Origin of the sequence: Pedobacter paludisoli (assembly GCF_052344095.1) — a bacterium.
Classification (GTDB): Bacteria; Bacteroidota; Bacteroidia; order Sphingobacteriales; family Sphingobacteriaceae; genus Pedobacter.
The window spans coordinates 3,789,319-3,815,043 of the sequence record NZ_CP179926.1; the positions used below are offsets into that span (position 1 = coordinate 3,789,319).

General features: G+C 37.8%; 18 protein-coding genes. All 18 read left to right on the top strand.

Annotated features, from left to right (window positions below):
• The first annotated feature begins 8 nt into the window (after window positions 1–8).
• The 18 genes from ACJVDK_RS15575 (at window position 9) to ACJVDK_RS15660 (ending at window position 25,725) form a co-directional block, all read left to right on the top strand.
• On the top strand, window positions 9–962 hold the full coding sequence (locus ACJVDK_RS15575) for an NAD(P)H-dependent flavin oxidoreductase (protein WP_443937588.1): 954 nt from the start codon (window positions 9–11) through the stop codon (window positions 960–962).
• 62 nt (window positions 963–1,024) lie between these two features.
• Entirely contained in the window at window positions 1,025–1,297 is a 273-nt protein-coding gene (locus ACJVDK_RS15580) for an acylphosphatase (RefSeq protein ID WP_443937589.1), read from the top strand.
• Window positions 1,298–1,347: 50 nt separating this feature from the next.
• Window positions 1,348–2,838 carry an oligosaccharide flippase family protein gene (locus ACJVDK_RS15585; RefSeq protein ID WP_443937590.1) on the top strand — a complete coding sequence of 497 codons (1,491 nt, stop codon included), beginning with the start codon at window positions 1,348–1,350 and terminating at the stop codon, window positions 2,836–2,838.
• Between the two features lies 1 nt (window position 2,839).
• Window positions 2,840–3,271, top strand: a complete 432-nt coding sequence (gene dut / locus ACJVDK_RS15590) for a dUTP diphosphatase (RefSeq protein WP_443937591.1) — start codon at window positions 2,840–2,842, stop codon at window positions 3,269–3,271.
• A 15-nt stretch (window positions 3,272–3,286) separates the two neighbouring features.
• Window positions 3,287–4,990, top strand: a complete 1,704-nt coding sequence (locus ACJVDK_RS15595) for a tetratricopeptide repeat protein (protein ID WP_443937592.1) — start codon at window positions 3,287–3,289, stop codon at window positions 4,988–4,990.
• Window positions 4,968–5,756 (top strand): DUF4292 domain-containing protein, encoded by a 789-nt coding sequence (locus tag ACJVDK_RS15600; protein WP_443937593.1) that lies wholly within the window; start codon window positions 4,968–4,970, stop codon window positions 5,754–5,756. Before ACJVDK_RS15595 ends, ACJVDK_RS15600 begins: the two co-directional genes overlap by 23 nt.
• 445 nt (window positions 5,757–6,201) lie before the next feature.
• On the top strand, window positions 6,202–7,500 hold the full coding sequence (locus tag ACJVDK_RS15605) for a murein hydrolase activator EnvC family protein (RefSeq protein WP_443937594.1): 1,299 nt from the start codon (window positions 6,202–6,204) through the stop codon (window positions 7,498–7,500).
• A gap of 49 nt (window positions 7,501–7,549) precedes the next feature.
• Window positions 7,550–7,855 carry a Sec-independent protein translocase subunit TatA/TatB gene (locus tag ACJVDK_RS15610; RefSeq protein ID WP_443937595.1) on the top strand — a complete coding sequence of 102 codons (306 nt, stop codon included), beginning with the start codon at window positions 7,550–7,552 and terminating at the stop codon, window positions 7,853–7,855.
• Between the two features lie 10 nt (window positions 7,856–7,865).
• Complete coding sequence (locus ACJVDK_RS15615) at window positions 7,866–8,054, top strand: Sec-independent protein translocase subunit TatA/TatB (RefSeq protein ID WP_443937596.1); 189 nt, start codon at window positions 7,866–7,868, stop codon at window positions 8,052–8,054.
• 18 nt (window positions 8,055–8,072) lie between these two features.
• Window positions 8,073–9,494, top strand: coding sequence for an Asp-tRNA(Asn)/Glu-tRNA(Gln) amidotransferase subunit GatA (gatA, locus tag ACJVDK_RS15620; protein ID WP_443937597.1), 1,422 nt, complete (start codon window positions 8,073–8,075; stop codon window positions 9,492–9,494).
• Window positions 9,495–9,620: 126 nt separating this feature from the next.
• Window positions 9,621–11,024 carry a transglycosylase SLT domain-containing protein gene (locus ACJVDK_RS15625; protein WP_443937598.1) on the top strand — a complete coding sequence of 468 codons (1,404 nt, stop codon included), beginning with the start codon at window positions 9,621–9,623 and terminating at the stop codon, window positions 11,022–11,024.
• A 222-nt stretch (window positions 11,025–11,246) separates the two neighbouring features.
• Window positions 11,247–13,556: an NADP-dependent malic enzyme gene (locus ACJVDK_RS15630; protein WP_443937599.1), complete on the top strand. Its 2,310-nt coding sequence runs from the start codon at window positions 11,247–11,249 to the stop codon at window positions 13,554–13,556.
• Between the two features lie 58 nt (window positions 13,557–13,614).
• Entirely contained in the window at window positions 13,615–14,199 is a 585-nt protein-coding gene (ruvA, locus tag ACJVDK_RS15635) for a Holliday junction branch migration protein RuvA (RefSeq protein ID WP_443937600.1), read from the top strand.
• Window positions 14,200–14,210: 11 nt separating this feature from the next.
• Window positions 14,211–21,377: a T9SS outer membrane translocon Sov/SprA gene (sov, locus tag ACJVDK_RS15640; protein WP_443937601.1), complete on the top strand. Its 7,167-nt coding sequence runs from the start codon at window positions 14,211–14,213 to the stop codon at window positions 21,375–21,377.
• Between the two features lie 121 nt (window positions 21,378–21,498).
• Window positions 21,499–21,879, top strand: a complete 381-nt coding sequence (gene gcvH, locus ACJVDK_RS15645) for a glycine cleavage system protein GcvH (protein ID WP_443937602.1) — start codon at window positions 21,499–21,501, stop codon at window positions 21,877–21,879.
• 11 nt (window positions 21,880–21,890) lie between these two features.
• Window positions 21,891–22,289 carry a VanZ family protein gene (locus ACJVDK_RS15650; RefSeq protein ID WP_443937603.1) on the top strand — a complete coding sequence of 133 codons (399 nt, stop codon included), beginning with the start codon at window positions 21,891–21,893 and terminating at the stop codon, window positions 22,287–22,289.
• Between the two features lie 253 nt (window positions 22,290–22,542).
• Window positions 22,543–25,335: an outer membrane beta-barrel protein gene (locus ACJVDK_RS15655; RefSeq protein ID WP_443937604.1), complete on the top strand. Its 2,793-nt coding sequence runs from the start codon at window positions 22,543–22,545 to the stop codon at window positions 25,333–25,335.
• A gap of 174 nt (window positions 25,336–25,509) precedes the next feature.
• Window positions 25,510–25,725, top strand: a complete 216-nt coding sequence (locus tag ACJVDK_RS15660) for a FeoA family protein (RefSeq protein WP_443937605.1) — start codon at window positions 25,510–25,512, stop codon at window positions 25,723–25,725.

Consider the following 25,725-nt stretch of genomic DNA (forward strand, 5'->3'; position numbering starts at 1 on the left):
AAAGCTATATGAATTCGATTTGCAAACTGTTTGATATTCAATATCCGATTATTCAAGCCGGAATGGTTTGGTGCAGTGGATGGGCGTTGGCTTCGGCGGTTTCAAATGCAGGCGGACTCGGTATCATTGGCGCAGGTTCTATGTATCCCGATGTATTGCGTAGTCACATTCAAAAATGTAAACAGGCAACCGATAAACCCTTTGGTGTGAACATTCCTTTGATGTACCCAAATGTGGAGGAAATAATTCACATCATAATTGAAGAGCAGGTTGAAATTGTGTTCACCTCAGCAGGAAATCCGGCAACCTGGACATCCTTTTTAAAAGAGAAAGGTTTGAAAGTGGTTCACGTGGTGTCGAACACAAAGTTTGCTAGGAAAGCCCAAGAAGCAGGTGTGGATGCCATTGTTGCGGAGGGTTTTGAAGCCGGAGGGCACAACGGACGCGAAGAAACAACTACCTTATGCTTGATGCCGATGATTAAATCAGTGGTTCATATTCCGGTAATTGCTGCAGGCGGAGTTGCGAGTGGAAAAGCTATGTTGGCCTGTTTTGCACTTGGTGCAGAAGCCATTCAAGTTGGTTCGGCATTTGCCGTGGCCGAGGAATCTTCAGCTCATACGGCCTTTAAAAGTAAAATTTTAGCGGCGGAAGAGGGCGATACTAAATTGGCGATGAAAAAATTGGTTCCGGTGCGTTTGCTGAAAAATACATTTGCAGAAAGCGTCTATCAGGCCGAGGCTGAAGGAGCAAATAGAGAAAAATTGCTGACATTATTGGGCCGCGCCCGTGCTAAGCAAGGTATGTTTGAAGGCGATATGGAGAACGGAGAATTGGAAATCGGACAAGTTTCAGCGATGCTGGATGAAATAAAACCTGCAAAACAAATTTTAGCAGAAATTTGGGCTGAATTTAAACTTGAACTGAAAAAAATGCAGGATTTAGCCCTTCAAATTGCATAACGAGGTTGGGTATTTACAGCCGATTAGTACCTTTACAGCATTAAATAGTTTAGCTTTATAAAATGAAACATCTCAATATTCGGATAACCGGGAAAGTGCAGGGGGTTGGGTTTAGAGAAACAACCAAAATCATTGCCAATCAAATGTCGGTACATGGCATTATTAAAAATGAAGCAGATGGTTCGGTGTATGTAGAGGCCGAAGGTGACGAAGTTTTCTTAGAAGAGTTTGTGAATTGGTGCCATGAAGGTCCCGATCGTTCGAGAGTTTCCGGGGTAGAAGTGAGTGAAGGCGAGCTGAAAAATTACCGTAATTTCGAAATTTTAAAAAAATAGGAGCTCCTTTAAAGTACGCACCTCCATATTTATAATTTAATACAAAGGCATTGTCAGTATATAAAAAATTTCTAGGGCAAACGATGATATACGGTTTAAGCACCGTTTTTTCACGTTTATTTAATTTTATTCTCACCCCCATTTATACCAATGTTTATCCCAGAGCAGTATATGGTATTTTTACCAATATGTTTGCCTATGCTTCTTTAATAAATGCCGTTTTGGCGTTTGGAATGGAAAGCACCTATTTTAGGTATTTAAATAAATTTGAGGATAAGAAACAAGACGTTTATAACAATTCGTTTATCTGTGTAGCATTTGTTTCTACCCTGTTTTTAATAACGGGCTTAATTTTTTCAGATCAAATAGCAAATTACCTGGCAATTAACCCAACCGAGGTAAACGATTATAAAAAATATGTTGCTTCTTTTCTAGGAATATTGTTCATAGACGCCATCTGTGTCATCCCATTTGCCAAGTTACGTGCCGATGGTAGACCGCTTAAATACAGTGTAGTAAAGTTTTTAAACATCGGTTGTTTTGTAGGTTTGAACCTTGTTTTTATTATTGTAATTCCCTTTGTCATTAAAAAGAATTGGGCAGGAGCAGACTGGTTGCAAACATGGTATCGACATCAGTGGATAGGCTATGTTTTTATTTCCAATTTGGTAGCCAGTATTGTTACGTTTTTTGCTTTATTGCCAGAGTTTATGCAATTGCATTTGCGGTTTAATACAGCACTCTTTAAAAACATGATTGCGTATAGTTGGCCAATTTTAGTTGCCAATTTATCGTTTATAGTGAATGAGAATTTAGATAAAATTGTGCTTAGAGAATTGCTGCCACCAAGCATTGCCGATAGTGAGGTGGGGGTGTATGGCGCCGTTTGCAAGATTGCGATTTTTTTGAGCATTTTTATTACTGCATTTCGTTTAGGCGCCGAACCTTTTTTCTTTAGTCAGGCTAAAAATCAGAATGCTAAACAAACTTATGCAACTATTCTAAAATATTTTGTCATCGCGCTATCCGTTATTTTCATTGGTATTGCCGCTAATATTGAAATACTCAAACATTTTATTGGCCAAGCCTATTGGACGGGTTTATCCGCCATACCTTTTTTGTTATTGGGCTATGTTTGTTTAGGTATTTATATGAATTTGTCTATCTGGTACCGATTATCCGATCAAACACGTTTTGGTTTGTATATTTCGGTTGTCGGGGCACTCTTAACCATTGTTTTAAACTTTGTATTAATTCCAAAGTTTAGTTACATGGGGTCGGCATGGGTAAGTATGTTGGCGTACTTTGTCATGATGGTTATTTCGTACTTGCTGGGGCAAAAGTATTATCCTATTCCTTATAATTTAAAGAAAATAGGTGCCTATTTAATTCTTTCTACAATCATTGTATTTGTTTCATTCTTCTTGTTTGATAGAAATATTTATATCGGAAATGCGTTGTTACTGGTGTTTATTGCGGGTATCGTATATTTTGAAAAAGCTGAATTGAAGAAATTTTTAGGAAAAAAAACAAACGCTTAACGTGGAAATAAAGATCATTAATAAATCAGAACACCCGCTGCCACAGTATGAAACGGTTCATGCAGCGGGAATGGATTTACGCGCCAACCTGAACGAGGATATTGTTTTACAACCTTTACAACGTAGCTTGGTGCCAACCGGTTTATTTATTGAATTGCCAATTGGTTACGAAGCGCAAATACGACCACGTAGTGGCTTGGCTTTTAAGCACGGAATTGGTATTGTAAACTCGCCTGGAACAATTGATGCAGATTATCGTGGAGAAGTTAAGGTACTTTTAGTAAATTTATCTGATACAGCGTTTAAAATAAGTAACGGAGAGCGGATTGCGCAAATGGTAGTTGCTAAGCACGAAACGGTTCGTTGGAAATCGGTAAGTGAATTATCGGAAACTGCCCGAGGAGAAGGAGGCTATGGCCATACCGGCAAATAATTTAAATTTTTAAGGATGAAAAGAAATGCATTCGTTTTTCTAGGATTAAGTATCTGGGCAATACAAACACAAGCCCAAGAAAATGTGGCGTCTCTTAGTAATCGCGAAAATAACACCGTAACACAATTATTCTTTACAGGCTTAAGGGAAAAACTTGCAGAAAATTATGTGTTGGCTGCCAATGATTTTGGTAAAGTTATTGCACTCGATCCAAAAAATCACGCAGCTTATTTCGAGCTAGCACAAGCTAATTTACGCCTAGGTAAACTTTCTGAAGCTGAGCACTATGCCAAACAAGCTATTCTCTTGCAAGAATCCAACGTTTGGTATTGGCGTATTTTGGGCGAAATCTATAAGCGCAACAATCAGATGGAACAATTGGTCGCTGTTTTAGATGAACTAATTAAGCTTGAGCCTAACAAAGAAGAATATTATTTCGATAAAGCAAGTGCCCAAATTTTGGCCGAACAACCAGAAGCCGCTAAAAAAACATATGTAGATATTGAAGCAAAATTTGGTGCTTCAAATGAATTAACACGAGCAAAAGATCGCTTGCAAAATAGAAATAATGTTGTTGTAGACGACAACAGCATTACAAAACTGCTCGAAGGAAACCAAGCTGATACAAAAAGCTATGTATATGCTGCTAATTTGTTTTTGCAAAAAAACAATGTGTCCGAAGCTTTGAACGTATTGCTTAAAGCGCAGAAACTGGAGCCAAACAATTATGAAATTAATCTTCTTCTGGCCGATGTTTATCGAAAGCAAAATAATAATGAGCAAGCATTTGCGTCTTTAAAACGTGCTTTTGAGCAAGAAGAAATGCCATTAATGGATAAAATGAAAATTATGGCATCCTTATTTTCGAAAATAAGCCAACCGCTGGTCGCCAGTAATTTAATCGATTTGAGTAAAATACTGGTTGATAAAAACCCAAACGATGCAAAAGTATTGGCCCTCTACGGCGATGTTTTATATCAGCAAAATAAATTTAAAGAGGCCTTAACACAATACCAAGCCGCTTTAAAATTAAACGATCAGGTATATGTGGTTTGGGAGCAAGTAATTAATCTACAAACGCTTTTAGGGCAATATACAGAGGCGATAAAAGTAGGTGATGAAGCCTTAACTGTTTATCCGAATCAAGGAGGACTGTACTATTATATGGCGTATGCGCAGTTCAAGATACATAAATTTAACGAGGCACAGAGTAATTTAAAAACAGCCCTAACCTTGGCTTTTGATAATGCGAGTTTACAAGCGCAGGTTTACGCTTTGCAAGGCGATATTTACCTCAATCAAAACAATTTCGCGCAAGCAAAAGTATCCTTTGAAAAAGCATTGGAAATAGAACCCGATAATTATATGATTATGAATAATTACGCGTACTATTTAGCCTTAAAAAATGAAGACCTAGCAAAAGCAGAAAAATATGCAGAAAAAGCGTCCACTGCGATGCCTAAAAGTGCCTCCATTGCCGACACTTACGCCTTTATTCTTTTTAAACAACAAAAATATACCCAAGCTAAAAGCTGGATAGAGAAAGCCCTGCAAAACAATCACAATCAAAATGGCGTTTATTTTGAACGTTATGGCGATATATTGTTCATGCTAGGCGATAATGAAAATGCATTTACGCAATGGCAAAAAGCCAAAGAAGCCGGTAACGGTTCAGAATTATTAAATAAAAAAATCAATGAAAAGAAGTATTTTAAATAGTTTCCTACTGGTAGCATCACTTGTTGTAGTTTCTGCTTGTAAAACCAAGAAAGTAGTTGTTCCACCACCTGCAAAAACTGAAGCCGCAGTAGACCATTCAAAAGCCGATGCCTTGACCTTATTAGCGAGTAAACAAATAAAGTTTAATACCCTATCTGTAAAAGCTAAAGCCAGTTTAGAAATTGAAGGCAATGCAAACGATGTAACCATGAGCTTTAGAATGAAAGATAAAGAGGTTATTTGGGTTAGCATTACGGCTTTAGGTGGCATGGCCGAAGTGGCGCGCGCAATCATTACGCCAGACAGTATTAAAATAATGAATAAGTTAAAAAGCGAATACATTCAAAAACCTTTTAACTACATCTATAATTTTACCAACAAACAAGTAAACTTTAATACTTTGCAAGCCTTATTAACCGGCAATGCCTTGGGCGAATACTTGAACGAACAATCGGAAGTAAAACAAGAGAATGGCGCTTGGACGGTATCGGGAAGCAAAGCACAACTCGATTACCGCATGTTGTTTAATTCCCTTTTTAAAGTAGCTGAAACCAATTTAAGCGATGCCACCAACGGTCAGGCTTTGAAGGTTTTGTATAGCGATTATCAAAACGTTAATGCCTTTTTGTTTCCTAAAAACATGAAAATTAATACCTTATCAAACGCTAAAAGAATCAACATTAGTTTAGAAGTTACAAAAGTAGAGGGCAATGTTCCGGTAGAATTTCCGTTTTCAGTACCAAAAAGGTATACGATAATGAACTAATTATTTTTTTGAAAAACAAGGCTCCGGTGTCAATGGCAACTTAGTCCCGCCAGTTGTTGCAATCTTTTAAACTGACTGTCAGCATCACTGGGGTCAGGGTTTTGCAGAACAAATGGAAAACGTATTAAGCAAAGTGGCTGCTACTTTAAAAGGATTTCCACGTTTGTCGGGTTTAAGAAATAACAGCTGAGCACAAAATTGCCACCTAAACCCGATTGGCGTGTAAAACCCGCAAGGCGAGGTACACAGCCGAGGATTTGAAACAAAAGCGGGACTGAAATAGCCAAGAATTACTGCGCTTGCTTTTCGAAAAATAAAAGAAACACAGGCCTTGATTTTGCGCGAACATGAAGATTGCATGAAACTTGCGCAAAAAAGGGCGCTTAGTTGTGCAGAGATTGATTTTTAATATTTTTTAAACATAAATTTTTATACTTTTGGCTTAATGAAGCGATATAAACTTGTATTAACCCTAGTTTTTTGTGTAACTACATTTGTAGCCTTTGGGCAAACTCAAAAAGAGCTGGAGCGAAAAAAGCAGGCAATACAGCGTGAAATTGAACAGCTGCAAAAGAATTTAACGAAAACATCGAAGGGTAAAAAACTTACCTTACAGCAAATAAACTCGTTAAATGCGCAAATTCGATTGCGACAAGAAAAGATTGGTACCATCAATTCTGAAATAAAAAAATTAGATAATCAAATCTCAGAGAGCACAAATACCGTACATGCTTTACAAGGGCAGTTAACCGATTTAAAAAAAGAATACGCAGCCATGATTCGTTTTGCGCAACGTAACCGTAGTGCATATGATAAGATGATGTTTATTTTTGCTTCAAAAGATTTTAATCAGGCGTATAAACGAATTAAATATTTACAACAGTTTAGCCAGTACCGTAAAAAACAAGCAGGGTACATTGAAAATACGCAACGCGATTTAAACGGAAAGATTATTGTTTTGGATAAAACCTTAAAAGAGAAAAGTAATCTGTTAAAAGAACAAGAAGAGGAAAAAGCAAAGCTCGGGAAAAACAAAAATCAACAGTCGGCAACGTACAACAAACTGAATAAACAAGAAAAACAGTATAAACAAGATATTGCTTCTAAAAAGAGACAACAGCAACAAATAGATAGAGCAATTAAGGCAGAGATTGCCCGTGTAATTGCAGAAGAGAGAAGAAAAGCGGAAGAAGCTGCTAGAAGAGAAGCCGCAAGACTTGCTGAGGAACGAAGATTGGCCGAGGCAAAAGCAAAGGCAGAGAATAAACCAATGCCAAAAGCCCCAACAGCCGCAAAAGAAAAATCGAACAGCGAGTTGTTGAAGGCAACGCCTGAGAGTTCAAAATTATCAGCAGGGTTTGAAAATAACCGTGGTAATTTACCTTGGCCGGTAGCGGCAGGTACCATTACCGAGCGTTTTGGTGCACACAAGGTAGACTTGGCAGGTTATACCAATGATGGTATTGACATTACCACTGCTGATGGTGCTGCTGTGAGAGCTGTTTTTACAGGAACTGTAAGAATGGTACAAAACATTATGGGTAAAACGGTGGTGTTAATTAATCATGGTGAATACTTTACCGTTTATCAAAATTTGAGAGGGGTTACAGTAAGTGTTGGGCAAAAAGTAGATACTAGGCAAACCATTGGAACCGTAGCTACTTCGGATGGTGCGGCGGTATTAAATTTCCAGATTAGAAGGGTTTCAACCCCGATAAATCCGGAATCTTGGATTAGCAAATAAACTATAGACTAGAATAAATGTCTATATTTGTATATAAATTAAGTTAGAGATGTATAACGGCACGTTATTAGAGTTTTTAAATATGGGTGGATCGGAGATTATACTCATTTTGGTGGTAGTACTTTTGTTATTTGGAGGTAAAAAATTACCAGAATTAGCAAGAGGACTGGGGAAAGGGATTCGTGAATTTAAAGACGCATCAGAGGGAGTTAAGCGTGAAATCCATCGCAATATTAATGCCATGGACTTAGATAAAGAAGAGGCGGAAAGAGTGGTTGAAAACAATAACAATCAACGTCATCACCCTTCGCAAAGCACACCGATTGATGATAAAATTGTAAACGAGAAAGTTTAAACAAAAAATTATGTTAAATACAACAATAGCAGCTATGCTTGGTACACCGGAAATAATCGTGATTGCGGTAATTGTTCTTTTATTATTTGGAGGGAAAAAAATTCCGGAACTTATGCGCGGCTTAGGTAAAGGCGTTAAAGAATTTAAAGACGGCAAAGATGGTGTAGACGGAGGTTCTAACCACGATAAAACTGTTTAATTTCCTTAATTTTTAGTTTTGAAGAAATACAGCTCTCTAAAGGAGATTCAGTCCCTTATTTCGCAAAAGCAACTTACTTTAACCGACTTATTGGCTTATTACTTTAAGCAAATTAAAGATAATGAACACCTCAATGCATTCAATGAGGTGTTTTTTTTATCGGCTGAAGAACAAGCCAAGGTGGTACAACAAAAAATCGAAAACGGTACTGCAGGAAAACTTGCGGGCATGGTTATAGGCATTAAAGATAATATTTGCTATAAAGACCATGTGGTTTCGGCATCATCAAAAATGTTGGATGGTTTCGTTTCACCGTATTCGGCAACAGTTGTTGAGCGTTTATTGCAAGAAGACGCCGTAATTATCGGGCGTTTAAATTGCGATGAATTTGCCATGGGCGGATCAAATGAGACGTCGTATTTCGGACCTGTTCGGAATCAAGCAAATCCGGATTTGGTTCCAGGTGGTTCTTCAGGTGGTTCGGCGGTAGCCGTGCAAGCAGATATGTGCCTTGCTGCATTGGGTACCGATACCGGTGGTTCGGTACGACAACCAGCCGCTTTCTGCGGACAAATAGGTTTAAAGCCTACTTATGGCCGTATTTCTAGATACGGTGTGATTGCTTTTGCTTCTTCTTTTGATCAGGTGGGACCAGTGACTTCTTCTGTGGAAGATGCTGCTTTACTTTTACAAGTTTTAGCAGGGGCTGATGAACATGATTCTACTGTTTCAGCAGTTACTGTTCCTGATTATTCAGCATATCTTGCAGAGGTAAAGCCTCAACGGATTGCGGTTTTGAAAGAAACCATCGAAAGCGAAGCCCTTGATCCAGAAATAAAAGCTGCTATTTTAAAATCAATTGAAGATTTAAAATCAAAAGGTCATGCTGTAGACTATGTTTCGTTTGATCTATTAGAATATTTGGTGCCTACCTATTACATTTTAACTACGGCAGAGGCATCGTCAAATTTATCGCGCTACGATGGTGTACATTATGGTTATCGGAACACGGAAGCAAAATCGTTAACAGAATTGTATAAATTATCACGTGCTGAAGGTTTTGGTGAAGAAGTTAAACGTCGTATTTTATTAGGTACTTTTGTATTAAGTGCTGGTTATTACGATGCCTACTATCAAAAAGCACAACAAGTTCGTAGATTAATAAGAGAACGTTTAAACGAGCTTTTTAATGATTACGATTTATTATTAACACCAGTTACGCCAACACCTCCTTTTAAAATTGGCGATAATGTACAAGACCCGTTGGTGATGTATATGGCCGATATTTTTACGGTTTTACCCTCTTTAAGTGGCTCTCCAGCAATAGCTTTACCACTGGGCAATAACTCGGAAGGTTTACCGTTAAGTATTCAGTTTACAGCCAAACATTTTGATGAGGATAGGCTTTTGGCATTTTCTCAGGCTTTTTTATCAGTGTAATTAATTTACTTTAAGTTTAATAATTCCAATAAGGATTATTATATTGGCTTCATTGTCATATTCTTAATGGTAATATGTTTTGTGAATGCTGTTGCTTCTAAAGCTTAACAGAGAACCAAATAGCCCATGATTAAAAAAATACTCTTTGCCTCAATTGCGGCGTTTTTAAGTTTTGTATCCCTTTCAAATGCACAGCAAACCATCAAAATAGACAGCCTCTCCAAAAAACAACATAATATTTTCGTTAATACCGATACCGTTTCTGTTCCCGAAACAACGGAAAACAAGTTATTGATGAGCCAAAATTATATTTACAAATTGCGGCTCGATTCTATTCAAAAAACAATACCGCTTCCCTACAACGAATACGTGCAGCAGTACATTGATATCTATGCTAAGCGTAAAGATATGTTTGGAAAAATGATGGGTTTGTCCAATTACTATTTTCCCATTTTTGAGAAAGCCTTTAGAGATTACAATCTCCCAACCGAAATAAAATATTTAACCATTGTTGAGTCGCAGATGAACCCACACGCCATATCGCGCGTAGGGGCTACTGGTATTTGGCAATTTATGTTTGGAACGGGAAAAGCTTACGGCTTAAAAATTGATAATTTTGTGGATGAGCGAAAAGATCCAATTCAGGCAAGTTATGCTGCAGCAGCTTATTTTAGAGATGCTTTTGAAGAATTAGGCGATTGGCTTTTGGCTCTTGCGGCGTATAATTGTGGTAAGGGAAATGTAACGCGCGCGATCGATAAAGCCGGATCAAGAGATTTTTGGGAAATTCGCCAGTTTTTACCGAAGGAAACGCGAAATTATGTTCCTGCATTTATCGCGGCCTTATACGTGATGAATTATACCGAAAAACATCAGATAACCCATCAAGCCTGTAATTTATTCTTAAAAACAGATACTGTTCAAGTAAATAAATTTGTATCTATACCGTTATTGGCCAAAGCATTTAATGTAGAAGAAACGGTTCTTACATCCTTAAATCCTGCCTACAAAAAGAAAATTGTAAACGGTACACCCGATTTACCGAAACGTGTGGTACTGCCCAAAATAAAAGATGCCGATTATGCGAGTATTTACGAGGTACTCAATACCAATGCCGAAACGGATATGCAAATAATTCAGGCCAGTACCGATGATGTGCGCGAGTTACGAAAGCAAAAACCAGCTGTCTCATCTAATAATAGTGTTATTTATCATAAAGTGAGTCCGGGCCAGAGTTTAGGTTTAATCGCGAATAAATATGGGATAGAAGCACAAGATTTAAAAGTATGGAATGGCTTAAAATCGGCTACTATCGTGCCAGGGCAAAAGCTTAAAATTTATACAAAAAATGCACCTTCTGTAAAAGCGCCAGCACCAAGTTTTTTAAGTTACACGGTAAAACGTGGCGACACCTTATCGGAGATTGCTGAAAAATTTGATGGCGCAACAGTACAAAGTATTAAAAGAGATAATAAGCTGGCAAAAGCAAGTTTGCAACCCGGTATGGTATTGAAGATTAGCAAAGGGTAGTATTTAAGGACTTCTCAACCTAATTAAGTATCCATAACTGCGATTTATTCGGTTTTGCAAAAAGAAAAAATAGATTCAATTTAGTGGGTAAGCCTTCGAATAGCCATGTTTTTAACATTGCTTAAAGTGTTTATTTACTGAAATTAAGCCTTTTTGGTAGGAATTTTTATTTCCCTCCTAATAAAAGAATTGTACCTTTGCGCATCACTAATACGTTACGTAATGAGTAAAATGAATAGAAAGCAAGATGCGCTTGACTACCACGCTCAAGGTCGTCCGGGAAAGATACAAGTAGTACCAACAAAGCCTTATAATTCGCAAAGAGATTTAACTTTGGCCTATTCTCCAGGTGTAGCCGAGCCTTGCTTACAGATTGCAGAAAATAAAGAAGATGTGTATAAATATACCGCAAAAGGAAATCTTGTTGCGGTAATTAGTAATGGAACAGCTGTTTTAGGTTTGGGCGATATAGGTCCTGAAGCTGGAAAACCAGTAATGGAAGGTAAAGGATTACTTTTTAAAATTTTTGCCGACATTGATGTATTCGATTTAGAGTTGGATACCAAAAATGTAGACGAGTTTGTTAAAATTGTTAAAGCTTTAGAACCAACATTTGGTGGGGTTAACTTAGAAGACATTAAAGCGCCAGAATGTTTTGAAATTGAACGTCGTTTAAAGGAAGAAATGAACATTCCGGTAATGCACGATGATCAGCACGGAACAGCCATAATTTCTGCAGCAGCATTAATTAATGCATGCGAGCTACAAAAGAAAAAAATAGATAAGATTAAAATTGTTGTGAACGGTGCTGGTGCGGCTGCAATTTCATGCTCGAAGTTGTACGTATCAATAGGCGTTAAAAAAGAGAACATCGTGATGTGCGATCGTTCAGGCGTAATTCGTAAAGATAGAGCAGTTTTAGACGCAATTAAAGCTGAATTTGCAACCGATAGAAACTTACATACGTTAGAAGAAGCGATGAAAGATTCAGATGTATTTATCGGTCTTTCATCAGCTGATACGGTTTCTGCCGAAATGTTAAAAACGATGGCGAAAAATCCAATCGTTTTTGCCATGGCGAATCCAAATCCAGAAATCGCCTATGATTTAGCTATTAGAACACGTAAAGATATTATTATGGCTACTGGCCGTTCAGATTATCCGAACCAAGTAAACAATGTTTTAGGTTTCCCTTATATTTTCCGTGGTGCATTGGACGTTCGCGCAACAGGCATTAACGAAGAGATGAAAGTGGCAGCAGTTAAAGCAATTGCTGATTTGGCTAAAAAGAATGTTCCTGAAGCTGTAAACTTAGCTTACAACACCCGTAATTTGAAGTTTGGTAAAGAATATATCATTCCTAAACCTGTTGATTTTAGATTAATTACCGAAGTGTCAATGGCTGTAGCAAAAGCGGCTATAGAAAGTGGTGTTGCCCGCAAAGTGATTACCGATTGGGATGCATATGCCGAAGAACTAAGAAAACGTTTAGGTTTGGATGATGCCATCATGCGTGCCATCACAACCAAAGCAAAAACAGATCCTAAGCGCGTAGTTTTTGCTGAGTCGGATAACTATAAAATCTTAAAGGCAGCTCAAATTGTTAAGGATGATAACATTGCGATTCCTATACTTTTAGGAAATAGAGAAAAAATACAAGCAATTATTGATGAGCATGGTTTAGATTTGGAAGGTGTTCAGATTATCGACCAAATGCAAGAGCCTGAAAGAACGCAAAAATACGCAGATGCATTGTATCAAAAACGCAACAGAAAAGGCATTTCGAAAAGCGATTCAATCAAATTATTAAGAGATCGCAACTATTTTGGTGCTTCTATGGTTGAGTTTGGCGAAGCCGATGCAATGATTTCTGGTTTAACCAAAAATTATGGCTCGACTATAAAACCAGCTTTACATGTAATTGGCGTTGATCCATCTGTAAAACGCGTTGCAGGTATGTATATGATGATGACCAAAAAAGGACCTGTTTTCTTTGGGGATACTACTGTAAACGTAGATCCTTCAGCTGAAGATTTGGTTGACATCACTTTATTGTTAGAAAAATCGGTAAAACAGTTCAACATTAAACCGCGCATAGCCTTATTGTCATATTCAAATTTTGGCTCAAATGATGGTGTAACACCTGAAAAAGTAAGGGCCGCAGTAAATATCCTTCATAAAGACTATCCTGAAATTGTTGTAGATGGAGAAATGCAAGGAAATTTTGCTATGAATAGCGAATTATTAAAAGAAAATTTTCCTTTCAGTACTTTGGCAACTGAACCTGCAAATACATTAATTTTTCCTAACTTGGAAGCAGGTAATATTGCATACAAGTTGTTACAAGAGCTAGGTGGAGCAGAGGCTGTTGGTCCAATTTTGTTAGGCCTAAACAAACCTGTGCACATTGTTCAATTGGGAAGTTCTGTTCGTGAGATTGTAAACATGGTTACCATTGCAGTAGTAGATGTACAAGCAAAAGAAGAGCTGGCATCAATGAAGAAAAAAGGAACAAATAAAACAAAAAAATAAATTTAAAAAAGGATTAGGTTTGCGCTTTAATGGGCAAATCTAATCCATTCTGATGCCTATGTACGCGTATATTGATGGAAAACTAGTTTTTAAAAGCCCTGCCTACGTCGTAATTGAAGCAGGAGGCATTGGCTACCATGTCAATATATCGTTAAACACCTACAGCAATTTAGGCGATTCAGAACGCTGTAAGTTGTACACTTGGCTACACGTAAAAGAAGATGCGCATACTTTGTACGGTTTTAGTGATGAAGGTGAGCGTAAATTGTTTTTACATTTAATTTCAGTTTCGGGGATAGGACCCAATACCGGAAGGATGATTTTATCGTCTATCACACCAACTGAAATTCAAGCAGCTATCGTAAAAGCAGATTTGGCATTAATTCAGCGCATAAAAGGGTTGGGCGCCAAAACAGCTCAACGCTTGGTGTTAGAACTACAAGATAAACTTAAGAAAGAAGGTCCGGATTCATTAATATCTATGCCTCTGCACAATACAATTAAAGATGAAGCGTTATCTGCATTGGTAACACTTGGTTTTGCAAAGCAAACCGTTGAAAAGGTATTGGAGCAGATTTTGAAAATTGAAGACGTAGACCTTTCAGTAGAACATTTGATAAAACAAGCCTTGAAAAAACTTTAGAACGAACGCCTTTGAAGAAAATTTCTAATTTAATTCTTCTCATCTCACTTTTCTTATTTGCCTCTCTCAGCGCCTTTTCTCAGCGTATAATGGGCAAAATAGATACTTCTGCGCTTAAAAATAATTTCAGTTTACGCGACAAACAACTTTTAGGAATAAGTCCTACTACGAATCCGTTTTATCCATTGCCGAGCAATGTAAAACAAGTAGTAGAATACGACGCAAAAAATAAAAGATATATTTTAAAAGAAATAGTTGGCGATAAATTCGTAACCAATATTCAGTACCTAACATTAGAAGAATACTCGCGTATGTTGAATAGCGAAATCAAACGCAACAATTGGCGCAGTATTTCGAATGCGGAGGTAAATGATTTCAGAAGTACAGGAGTTATTCCTCCTATCCAGGTTAACAGTAAGGCTTTTGAAAAACTTTTTGGAAGTGGTGTAATTGATATTCAACCGCGTGGCGAAGCGGAATTAACCTTTCTAGGTAGGATAAATAAAAACGAAAACCCGCTTTTCAATGAGCGCCAACGTGTGCAAACAAACTTCGATTTCAACCAACGTATTCAAATGGACTTGGTTGGGAATATCGGAACCAAACTAAAGATTAAAAGTAATTACAATACCGAAGCCCAATTCGATTTTGAGAATCAAATCAAATTGGAATACACGGGTTCTAAAGATGAAATCATAAAAAAAATAGAGGTCGGTAATGTAAGCATGCCTTTAAATACCACCTTAATTCCGGGTACACAAGCCCTTTTTGGGGTAAAAGCACAGTTCCAATTTGGAAAGTTAAATGTTACCAGTGTTTATACCCAACAAAAGTCGCAATCGCGCGAAATTCAAATAACAAATGGAGCGCAACAAAATACTTTCAGGGTAAGCGCCGATAATTATGAAGCAAATAAACATTACTTTTTAGCACAATATTTTCGCGATAATTACAACAAAAATTTAGCGCTGGCACCCATTGTTAATTCAGCCATTCAAATTACCAAAATTGAAGTTTGGATAACCAATAAGGCCGGAACAACAACCGATTCGCGTGATGTCCTGGGTTTTATTAACCTAGGTGAAAATCAACCCTACAATCCAGGAGGAGTTGTTGGTGGAGGATCGGTGTTACCAGCGGGTACATCCGTGCCCGGATATCCGCAACAGTCAAATACGTTATTAGCCAGTTTACCTCCGAATGCACGTTTAACCAACAGTAATGACGTTATTGCATTTTTTCAGCCAAATGGTGGAACTGATCAATATGCGAAGCTTACCTATGCCCGTAAATTAACGGATCGCGAATATACGTTACAACCGCGTTTAGGATATATTTCATTGAACAATGCTTTAAATGCCGATGAGGTTTTAACAGTAGCTTATCGTTATACCTACAACGGAGTTGAATATCAAGTAGGTGAATTTGCCTCGGATGTAACCTTTGATCAAGCAGTGCCAAAAGTACTTTATACCAAGCTTTTAAAGAATGAAACCACCAAGGTGAATCTCCCAACCTGGGATTTAATGATGAAAAACATTTACTCAATTGGTGGGTATCAAATCAGTCCAACAAATTTTAAATTGGATGTATTTAGGATCGATAATGAATCAGGCGTTGAAAAACCTATTTTAACAGAGGGGGTAAATACGACCGATAAACAATGGATCACGTTAACAGAAATTGATCGTTTAAATCAGCAAAATCAACGTCAGCCTGATGGCGTATTCGATTTTGTCTCCTCGTCGAATGCATTTGGCGCCTATAACAATTCCAATAGTGCTAACAATGCGCAGAACAATGGATCAAATGGTTTATCAAATATTGCCAGTAATAGTTCCGCCTCGGGTTATATCACCATTGATCCGGCAAACGGAAGAATTATTTTCCCCATTATTGAACCTTTTGGAAAAGATTTGGCTGCAAAATTCTCACCGGGAGAACAGGGCCTTATTCAAAAATATGCATTTACGGCACTTTATGATTCAACTCAAACCATTGCGAAGCAATTGTTTCCCAATCAAAATAGGTATGTCATAAAAGGAAATTACCAGTCTGAAGTAACTTCAGAGTTTAGTTTAAATGCGATTAATGTTCCCGAAGGTTCTGTTCAAGTTTTTGCCGGAACCATGCCTTTAACTGAACGTGTTGATTATACCGTAGATTACATGGGGGGAAGAGTAAGTATTATCAATCAAGCGGTATTAATGTCGGGACAGCCGATAAGAATTACAACGGAGAACAATGAACTATTTGGTTTGCAACAACGCTCCCTGTTCGGAACCCGTTTAGATTATCGCGTAAACAACAAGTTAAACTTGGGCGGTACGATTATGAACTTATCCGAAAAGCCACTTACGCAAAAAGTAAATTTAGGCGATGAGCCCATTTCGAATACGATCTGGGGAGCAGACGTGAATTACAGTTCGCCATCTCGGTTCTTAACCAAACTAGTTGATAAAATTCCAGGGATTTCTACGAAAGCCCCTTCAAGTGTTACGTTTTATGGCGAATTTGCGCAATTAATTCCTGGGCATTCAAGAGCTTTAGATTTTGCTGGAAGTAACGGCGTTAGTTATTTAGATGATTTTGAAGGTTCAAGAACCGTAATCGATTTAAAAAGTGCAATTGCTTGGCAATTATCGGGTACCCCACAATTTTTTAATGAAGCGAGTTTACTGAATAATTTAGAGTATGGGTATAATCGTGCACGGGTAGCATATTACAACATTGACCCTACTTTTTATAATCCAACTGCATCTACCACCCCCTCAAATATTCGAAATAACAAGGAAGAATTATCCAATCATTATGTACGTGAGGTTTTAGAACAAGAGGTTTTTCCATATAAACAAGTAGCTACAGGACAGCCCTTAAACATCACAACTTTCGACGTTTCGTTTTACCCAACCATAAGAGGTCCTTACAATTACGCTTCTTCGGGATTTGCCAATGATGGTAGTTTATTAAATCCCAAAACAAAATGGGGAGGCTTTCAACGTAAAATCGATGCGAACGATTTTGAAGCACAGAATGTTAGTTTCATCGAGTTATGGGTGATGGACCCCTTCATTTACAAACCTAATTCGGCAGGTGGAGATGTATATTTTAACTTGGGAAATATCTCGGAAGATATCTTGAAAGACGGCCGTAAATCATTAGAGAATGGATTGCCAGCAGGAAATGATGTTAGTAAATACGATGAAACAGTTTGGGGACGCGTTCCTAAACTACAACCCGTAGTTCAGGCATTTGATAACGACCCCAATGCACGTAAAGCACAAGATGTTGGATTGGATGGTTTATCGGATGAAAATGAACGCTCAAAATTTTCTACCCAAATAAACAATATCAAACCTCAGTTAAATTCAACAGCAGCAGCAGCATTAGAGGCCGATCCATCATCCGATAATTATTCCTATTACCGCGGACCAGATTTGGATGCCATAAGCGCTGGTATCTTAAAACGATATGAGCGATACAATGGACCAGAAGGAAATTCAAAAACCTCGCAACAATCGCAAGAGGAGTTAGGGTTGGAGAACACAGCAGCTACTTCTTTGCCCGATGGAGAAGATATCAATCGCGATAACAACATGACGCAAAGCGATGAATATTTTCAGTATAAAGTTTCTATGCGCCCGGCAGATATGGTTGTTGGACAAAATTTTATTACCGATAAAGTAACGTCGATGGTGAAATTGGCAAATGGAAATACGCAAGCGGTTACCTGGTATCAATTTAGAATTCCAATCAGTCAATATCAACAAAAAGTTGGAAGCATTCAGGATTTTAAGTCTATCCGTTTTATTCGGATGTTTATGACCAACTTTGCCGATACAGCAATTTTACGTTTTGCGAAGATTCAATTAGTTCGTGGCGAGTGGCGTAAGTACAACGCGAACAACACCGCAGATCAAATCATTGTAGATCCAAGTTTACCAGCGGTAACACCCGATGCATCTGCCCTAGAAGTTTCGACGGTAAATATCGAAGAAAATGGTAAGCGCCAACCCATTCCGTATGTAACTCCTCCAGGTATCATACGCGAACGAGATTACAGTAATTATCGCGGCGATACACGGTTAAATGAACAGTCTTTATCGGTGCTGGTAACCAATTTGCGCGCAGGCTATGGTCGCGCAGCTTTTAAAACAGGCTATAATGATTTTCGCTCGTATAAAAACTTAGAGATGTTTATCCATGCAGAGGCAGTTCCGGGTAAACCAACCATTAATAGCAAAGAAGTAATTGGTTTTTTACGTTTGGGGACAGACAATCAGGATAATTACTATGAATACAACATTCCTTTAGACATTACACAACCTGGAACCAGCGATCCGGAAGCCATATGGCCTGCTGCCAATCGAATGAATATCGATTTAACCATCTTTCAAAATGCTAAGCTCGCCCGTAATTCAGCCAAACAAAGCAACGGTCAACCTTGGCCTATCAATGTTCCTTTTATTTATAGTGATGGAACAGGTACCGTAATTGTAAAAGGGCAACCCGATATGAGTAAAATATTGATTTACATGTTGGGTGTGAAAAATCCGTTAAGTGATGACCCTGAAACAGGGGGGGGCGCCGACAAAAATGTATTGGTTTGGTTCAATGAAATGCGTTTGACTGGTTTTGATGAAAGAGGGGGGTGGGCTGCCACCGGTCGTTTGAATCTAAAACTGGCCGATTTTGCTGATGTAAATATTTCTGGAAGTATTTCGACTATTGGTTTCGGTACGCTGGCATCAAAAGTGAGCGAACGAAATCGGGCCGACAATGTGTTGTTGGATATGTCATCCGCAATTGAGTTGGGCAAGTTTCTTCCACAAAAATCGGGCGTTAAAATCCCCATGTTTGTGAATTATTCGAAACAAGTTTCGACACCGCAATTCAATCCAAAAAGTCCGGATATTGAATTAAAAAATGCCTTGGATCAATCGACCAAAGAAGAACGGGATTCGATTTTAAACTTTTCGCAAGATTATACCATTCGTAAAGGAATCAACTTTACCAATGTTCACAAGGAACGAACCAACAATGACAAACCGGTTCAATTATGGGACTTGGAAAACTTTGCTGTAAGTTATGCCTATAACCAATACAACCACCGCGATTTTATTAACGAAAGAACCATACAGAATATGTATCGTGGGTCGTTGCAATATAACTATGCAAAAAATGCAAAAGTGTATACGCCGTTTTCAAAAATGAAGGCGAAAAATCTTAACTTAATTAAGGACATTAATTTTAGTATTCTTCCAAGTGCCATTACATTCAGGTTCGATGTGGATCGTCTGTATTCTGAAAATACGTTGCGTAACAACGATCCAAACAATGCATTTTCAGGAGTTCAATCAGGTTACGCAACCACGTATAATAAAAATTTCCGCATGGCCAGAATTTATGGTATCGCCTGGAATTTAACCAACTCATTGCAACTAGATTTCAATGCGTCAAATTTCTCGATCATTGATGAGCCAAACGGAAAAATTGAAGGATTAAAACGCGATACTGTGTGGCAAAACTTTAAACGATTGGGTAGAACAACCGATTATAGCCACAATTTGAACGTAACGTACAATGTGCCAATAGAGAAGATTCCGGGATTAAATTGGGTAACACTTAAAACGCGTTACGGAACGGTATTTAACTGGCAAACCGAGCCTTTGTCAACTATTTTAGATCCAAACATTAATTTAGGTAACACGGCACAAAACAGTAGAACCATTCAACTAAACCCAAGTTTAAATTTTACCCTTCTTTACAACAAATTTGGTTTTGTAAGAAAAGCAAATAATTCAGGCGATGGCAATGGTGGAGTTGGTAATTTCTTTGTGAATCTTTTAACTAGCTTGAAAAATGTAAGTGGAAATTACTTGCAAACCAAAGGTACTTTCTTGCCAGGTTATTTACCTCCTACAAGTTATTTGGGTATCGATAAAGTAACCGGTGCGCCGGGATGGGGTTTTGTTTTTGGTAGTCAACGCGATATTCGTGATTTGGCAGCTGGAAATGGATGGATTACTAACGACGAAAAACAAACGCAACTTTACGTAAACACCTTACGTGAGGACATGCAGTTCACCGGACAATTGGAGCCTTTCCGTAATATGCGAATTACCTTGAAAGCAAATAAAACACAAACCAGAAACTATGCCACCAACTTTAGATTTGATAGCGGTGCGCAAGGGTTTGAAAATTTAAGTGCCAACACAACTGGTGATTACAGTATTTCATATATTGCAATTGGGACATCCTTTACCGAAAAAAATCCAAGCATTTCAGCGTTGTTTCAGCAATTTATGTCAAATAGAGCGATTATATCTGGAAGATTAGGTGCACAGAACCCTAATTCATCGGGCTCAACAACTGATGGTTACGCAGATGGATATGGCAAAGAAAGTCAGGATGTTTTAATATCAGCCTTTATGGCGGCATATACTGGAAAAGATGCTGGTAGCAGTAAATTGAATGCTTTTCCGAAAATTCCATTACCAAACTGGAATTTAACATACGATGGTTTAACCAGTATTCCTTTTATTGCCGAGCATTTCTCATCAGTTGGTATTCGACACGGGTATCGTTCTGCATACAATGTGAACGCATACAACACCTTGTTGCGTTACGAAGAAACCAATGGTTATTCGAGTATTCGAGACATAAATTCGAACTTCTTGCCGGCTTATCAATTTGGACAAGTATCCATTACAGAATATTTTTCACCATTGGTGGGGATTGATACACGTTTTAAAAACAACGTATCAGCATCTTTAGAATTTAACCGATCAAGATTGTTAGGCCTAAGTATCGCCAATAGTCAATTGTCTCAATTATCAGAAAATAACATGGTGCTGAGTTTGGGCTATCGTACCAATAAGTTCCGCTTCCCATTCGGCTTATTTAAAAGCGTAAAAATGGATAATAACATGGATTTTAAATTGGATGTTGCCGTCCGCGATAACAAAACGGTTATCCACCGTCCGGATGTAGTAGATGGAGAGGTATCATCAGGGGCCAAAAATATTACCGTACGCCCAAGTGTTGATTATGTATTAAATCAGAAATTTAACGTGCGCGTGTTTTACGATTCAAACATTACAAAGCCGTATACCTCGCAAACATTTAATACATCTTTCAGTAATTTCGGATTTAGTTTAAGATTTACCTTAAATTAAAGCAAAAGTGATTGTTTAACAGGTGAATAGAAATTTAAATCCTGTTCAATTTGGATAAAATAAACTTAATAGAGTAAATTTCAAAAATCCTGATTAACTTTGGGAAACTAAAATTACATACATGAATTTTCCATCAGAATTAAAATATACCAAGGATCACGAGTGGATTAAGGTAGAAGGAAACGAAGCGATCATTGGCATTACGGATTTTGCACAACGTGAATTAGGTGATATCGTTTATGTTGATATTAACACCGTTGGTTCAGAGGTAGCTGCTGAAGAAGTATTCGGAACAGTAGAAGCTGTAAAAACAGTTTCAGATTTGTTTATGCCTCTTGCAGGAACAGTTTTAGAAGTAAACGAAGAATTAAACGATAATCCTGAATTAGTAAATTCTGATCCTTACGGAAAAGGTTGGATGGTAAAAGTAGCAGTAGCTAACTTAGCTGATGTAGATGCATTGTTAACTGCAGAAGCTTACCAAGCTTTAGTAGGCGCTTAATTGATATTATTTTGATCAAAGCACTAAAACAACAAAAATGGGCCATTCTTTGGACTCTGGTTATTTTAGTGCTTTGTAATATCCATATGCCCGATGCAAATGGGAATGGATTTTTCTTTGAAGGTTTTGATAAAATGACCCATATGGGGTTCTTTTTTACCTTGTCGGTTTTACTTTTCTACGGCAAGATAAAATATCAACATACATTTGCTTTTAGAAAGCTCACAATTTTTAAAATTTTGTTAATAAATGCATCCATTGGCGGTATAATAGAACTGTTACAATGGAAGGTATTTACCTATCGTTCTGCAGAGTGGTGGGATTTCGGTTGCGACATGCTCGGTGCATGCATGGCCATTTTCAGTTATATTTTGCTTCATAAATTAAACTTTGATGAAAAAGCTGTATAGTTTAATCGTATTAATTATGATTTTAACGCTATCGGGATGCGGTATTTTTAAGGATGGATGTCACTGCCCTAAAGTATATTACAAAAATTATCCAGGCTCTCAACGATAAGCTCTTTTATCATCTCTTTCGAAGCAATGCAGCTACTCATATGCTGTATTTAAAATGTTACCAAACTTTTAACACTTCTTAACAAACCTTTGGTCATTCCCGTAGTCTGATAGGTTAGTTTTGTATAAAATTTAATTTCGTCTAATGATCAGAAACGTTCAAAGGGTACTCCTAATTGCCTTAATTTTTTGCAGTTATGTAGCCCATGCACAGAATCCCGGTGCTATTAATGGTAAAGTAATTAACGCTAAAGATAAAAAGCCTGTTGATTTTGCAACCGTTGTTGTGAAAAGTTTAAAAGATAGTAGCGTGGTGGCTTCAGGCCAATCGAATCCGGATGGAACGTTTAGCTTTAAAAATATCCCAGCTGGAAATTTCAGAGTGATGGTAGCCTATTTGGGATTGAAAACGACTTCTAAAAATGTGGAGGTTGCAAAAGCAGCGGTTAATATTGGCGAATTGGCCATGGCCGATGACGGACTCGATTTAAATACTGTAGAGGTTACAGCCGCCATTCCAATCGTGGTAAAACAAGATACCGTAGAGTTTGATGCAAAGTCGATAAAAGTACGTGAAAATGCGGTAGTAGAAGATGTTTTGAAAAAACTGCCAGGTGTAGAAGTAGCAAAAGATGGGAGTATTAAAGCTCAGGGCGAAACGGTAACGAAGGTAAAAGTAGATGGAAAAGAATTTTTTGGAAGCGATCCGCTATTAGCGACCAAAAACTTGCCGGCCGATATGGTTGATAAAATTCAGGTAATTGATGAAATGTCTGATCAGGCACAATTTACAGGAATTGACGACGGTACAAGAAATAAAATATTAAACATTACCACCAAAGCAGGAATGAAGCACGGATACTTCGGAAACAGTACGGTGGGATATGGTTCAGATGATCGATACGATGCAACGTTAAACGTAAATAAATTTAATAACGATCAACAATTGAGTTTTGTGGGTCAATTTAACAACGTAAATAAACAAAATTTTGGCGGCGGAAACGGCATGGGAAATGGATTTGGCGGCGGCCCTGGAAATGGAGGCGGAGCAAGCTCAACAGGCGCAGGCGGAATAACGACTACCAATGCAGCGGGCTTAAACTTTGCAGATACGTATGGTGATGGAACCCAATTTCAAGCAAACTATTTATTTAATAAATCGAATGCATTGAGTGAGAGAAATACCTCAACGCAATATTTATTAGGGCAAGGAAACAGTAGTAGTAACGTTCAAAATTCGACGAGTACAACCGATAAAACAAATCATCGTTTTAATTTTATGGTTGACACCAAGATTGACCCCAGTTTATCCATTAAAATTCAACCAAATTTTGCATATACGGAAACTGACGCATCTACAATAACCACCTATGAACGTAATAATGTTAACTCGACAACAGTTGGACGACAAGAGTTTAGCAATCTGAGTTCAAACCCAACATTGACGAATAATTTGTTGATTCGTAAGAGCTTTAAGAGAAGAGGTCGTACACTTTCATTAAACCTAAACACCAGTATCAACGATAACGATGGTACAAGCTTAAATTATCGTTTAGATAATAATAACTTTAATGGTGTGCTATCGGATAGTTTAACCAATCAGAATAATATCAATAACAGTAATTCAGTAAACAACACCACGCGTTTGGTGTTTACCGAACCGTTGAACAAAACCTTAAGCATCGAGTTTAATTATCAAAATGGCTATTCTAATAGCGATTCTGAACGTCAGGTATATGACTTTAATCCGGCCACATTACAATTTGATTTGGTAAATGCCAAATATTCAAATACGTATAATAACCGTACGCTAACCAATGCGGTAGGGTTTTCATTTAATAAAACGGAAAAGAAATACAATTGGAATTTAGGCTTGGCTGTTCAACAAACCAGTAGGGATAACACCAACTTAACGACGGGTGTGGTTCGTAATCAGGATTTTATAAATGTAACGCCCACAGCCAGATTTAGATATAATTTTAGTCGTAGTAAACGTTTATCTCTTGATTACCGTGGTTCAACATCGCAACCGAGTATTGATCAAATTCAGCCAATCCCAGATAATACCAATACGCAAACAATCTTTGTTGGTAACCCAACCTTAAAACCATCTTTTAATAACCAGGTAAGAGTTAGTTTTAATAATTTTAATATTGAAAGTGGACGCTTTTTCTTCGCCAGATTAAATTTAACACAAAGCTTTAACAGTATTGGTAGAGTAAGTGTGCCATTAGATAACGGAGTTCAGCAGGTAAGCTATATCAATGTGGATGGTGTTTATGCAGGAAATGCAGGCGCTAATTGGTCGTTGCCACTAATGGCTGAACGTAAGTTAACTTTGAATATTTCAGGCGATGTGAGTTATAACAGAGATGTGAACTTTATTACACCGGATGCTATTAGCGGTTTAACTAAAAATATTACCAATTCGTACGTATTCTCAAACGGCTATAAATTGGTAACCAATGTGGAGAAATTTGATTTAACGGGAGGTATCACTGGAAGTTTCAATCGTTCGTTATATTCAGCTCAACCAACGGCTAATACAAGATATTATACCATTAACCCAAGTTTTGATATCAGTTATGTGTTGCCGGCAAATATTCGCTTGGCAATTGATATCGATTATTACAGAAATTTTGGAGGAGGCGAACGATTTAATCAGGAGTATACGATCCTTAATCCATACATCAGCCGTTCATTCTTTAAGAACCGTGGTACGTTTAAATTCGCTGTAAATGATGCATTAAATCAAAATACAGGGGTAAGCAGAACTACTTCTGGTACTGCCATTACAGAGAGTAATTTTAATGTACTGAAACGCTACTATATGTTGTCGTTTACGTATTCGTTAACCAGAATTGCAGGAAGGAATATGGGGGCCGATGTGCAAATGCCTGGCCAAGGTGGAGGCAGAAGTTTCCGTATGGGAAATTAACATAAACAAAAAAGGCTCGCTTGCGAGCCTTTTTTGTTTAGAAATCTTTTTGTTTGAAATAGTTGGTAGTTGGGCGCAGGCGATATTTGGATAATAAGTATTAGAGCCAAAACTAATTAGCGCTCTATTTGGAATAAATCTAAAGAAACGGTAACTTGCGCCAAAATTTTGCACATGAAACTTTCGCATCTTAAAGAAGGGGAAATAGGAACAATTATCGCTTTTACTGATTTAGAAATGTCAGTAAAATTAATGGAAATGGGATGTTTGCCTGGAGAAGAAGTGCAAGTAGAACGTTTTGCGCCAATGGGCGATCCCATGGCAATACGCGTTGCAGGATATCAATTGTGTTTGCGTAAAAGTGAAGCAGACATAATTATCATAGAATAA

What these genes read in the sequence shown, in the direction of transcription:
- ACJVDK_RS15625 (WP_443937598.1), top strand. Translation starts at nt 9,621, where the DNA reads ATGATTAAAAAAATACTCTTTGCCTCAATTGCGGCGTTTTTAAGTTTT.
- ACJVDK_RS15655 (WP_443937604.1), top strand. Translation starts at nt 22,543, where the DNA reads ATGATCAGAAACGTTCAAAGGGTACTCCTAATTGCCTTAATTTTTTGC.
- ruvA (WP_443937600.1), top strand. Translation starts at nt 13,615, where the DNA reads ATGTACGCGTATATTGATGGAAAACTAGTTTTTAAAAGCCCTGCCTAC.
- ACJVDK_RS15660 (WP_443937605.1), top strand. Translation starts at nt 25,510, where the DNA reads ATGAAACTTTCGCATCTTAAAGAAGGGGAAATAGGAACAATTATCGCT.
- ACJVDK_RS15575 (WP_443937588.1), top strand. Translation starts at nt 9, where the DNA reads ATGAATTCGATTTGCAAACTGTTTGATATTCAATATCCGATTATTCAA.
- ACJVDK_RS15610 (WP_443937595.1), top strand. Translation starts at nt 7,550, where the DNA reads ATGTATAACGGCACGTTATTAGAGTTTTTAAATATGGGTGGATCGGAG.
- ACJVDK_RS15630 (WP_443937599.1), top strand. Translation starts at nt 11,247, where the DNA reads ATGAGTAAAATGAATAGAAAGCAAGATGCGCTTGACTACCACGCTCAA.
- ACJVDK_RS15615 (WP_443937596.1), top strand. Translation starts at nt 7,866, where the DNA reads ATGTTAAATACAACAATAGCAGCTATGCTTGGTACACCGGAAATAATC.
- ACJVDK_RS15600 (WP_443937593.1), top strand. Translation starts at nt 4,968, where the DNA reads ATGAAAAGAAGTATTTTAAATAGTTTCCTACTGGTAGCATCACTTGTT.
- ACJVDK_RS15605 (WP_443937594.1), top strand. Translation starts at nt 6,202, where the DNA reads ATGAAGCGATATAAACTTGTATTAACCCTAGTTTTTTGTGTAACTACA.
- ACJVDK_RS15595 (WP_443937592.1), top strand. Translation starts at nt 3,287, where the DNA reads ATGAAAAGAAATGCATTCGTTTTTCTAGGATTAAGTATCTGGGCAATA.
- ACJVDK_RS15580 (WP_443937589.1), top strand. Translation starts at nt 1,025, where the DNA reads ATGAAACATCTCAATATTCGGATAACCGGGAAAGTGCAGGGGGTTGGG.
- gcvH (WP_443937602.1), top strand. Translation starts at nt 21,499, where the DNA reads ATGAATTTTCCATCAGAATTAAAATATACCAAGGATCACGAGTGGATT.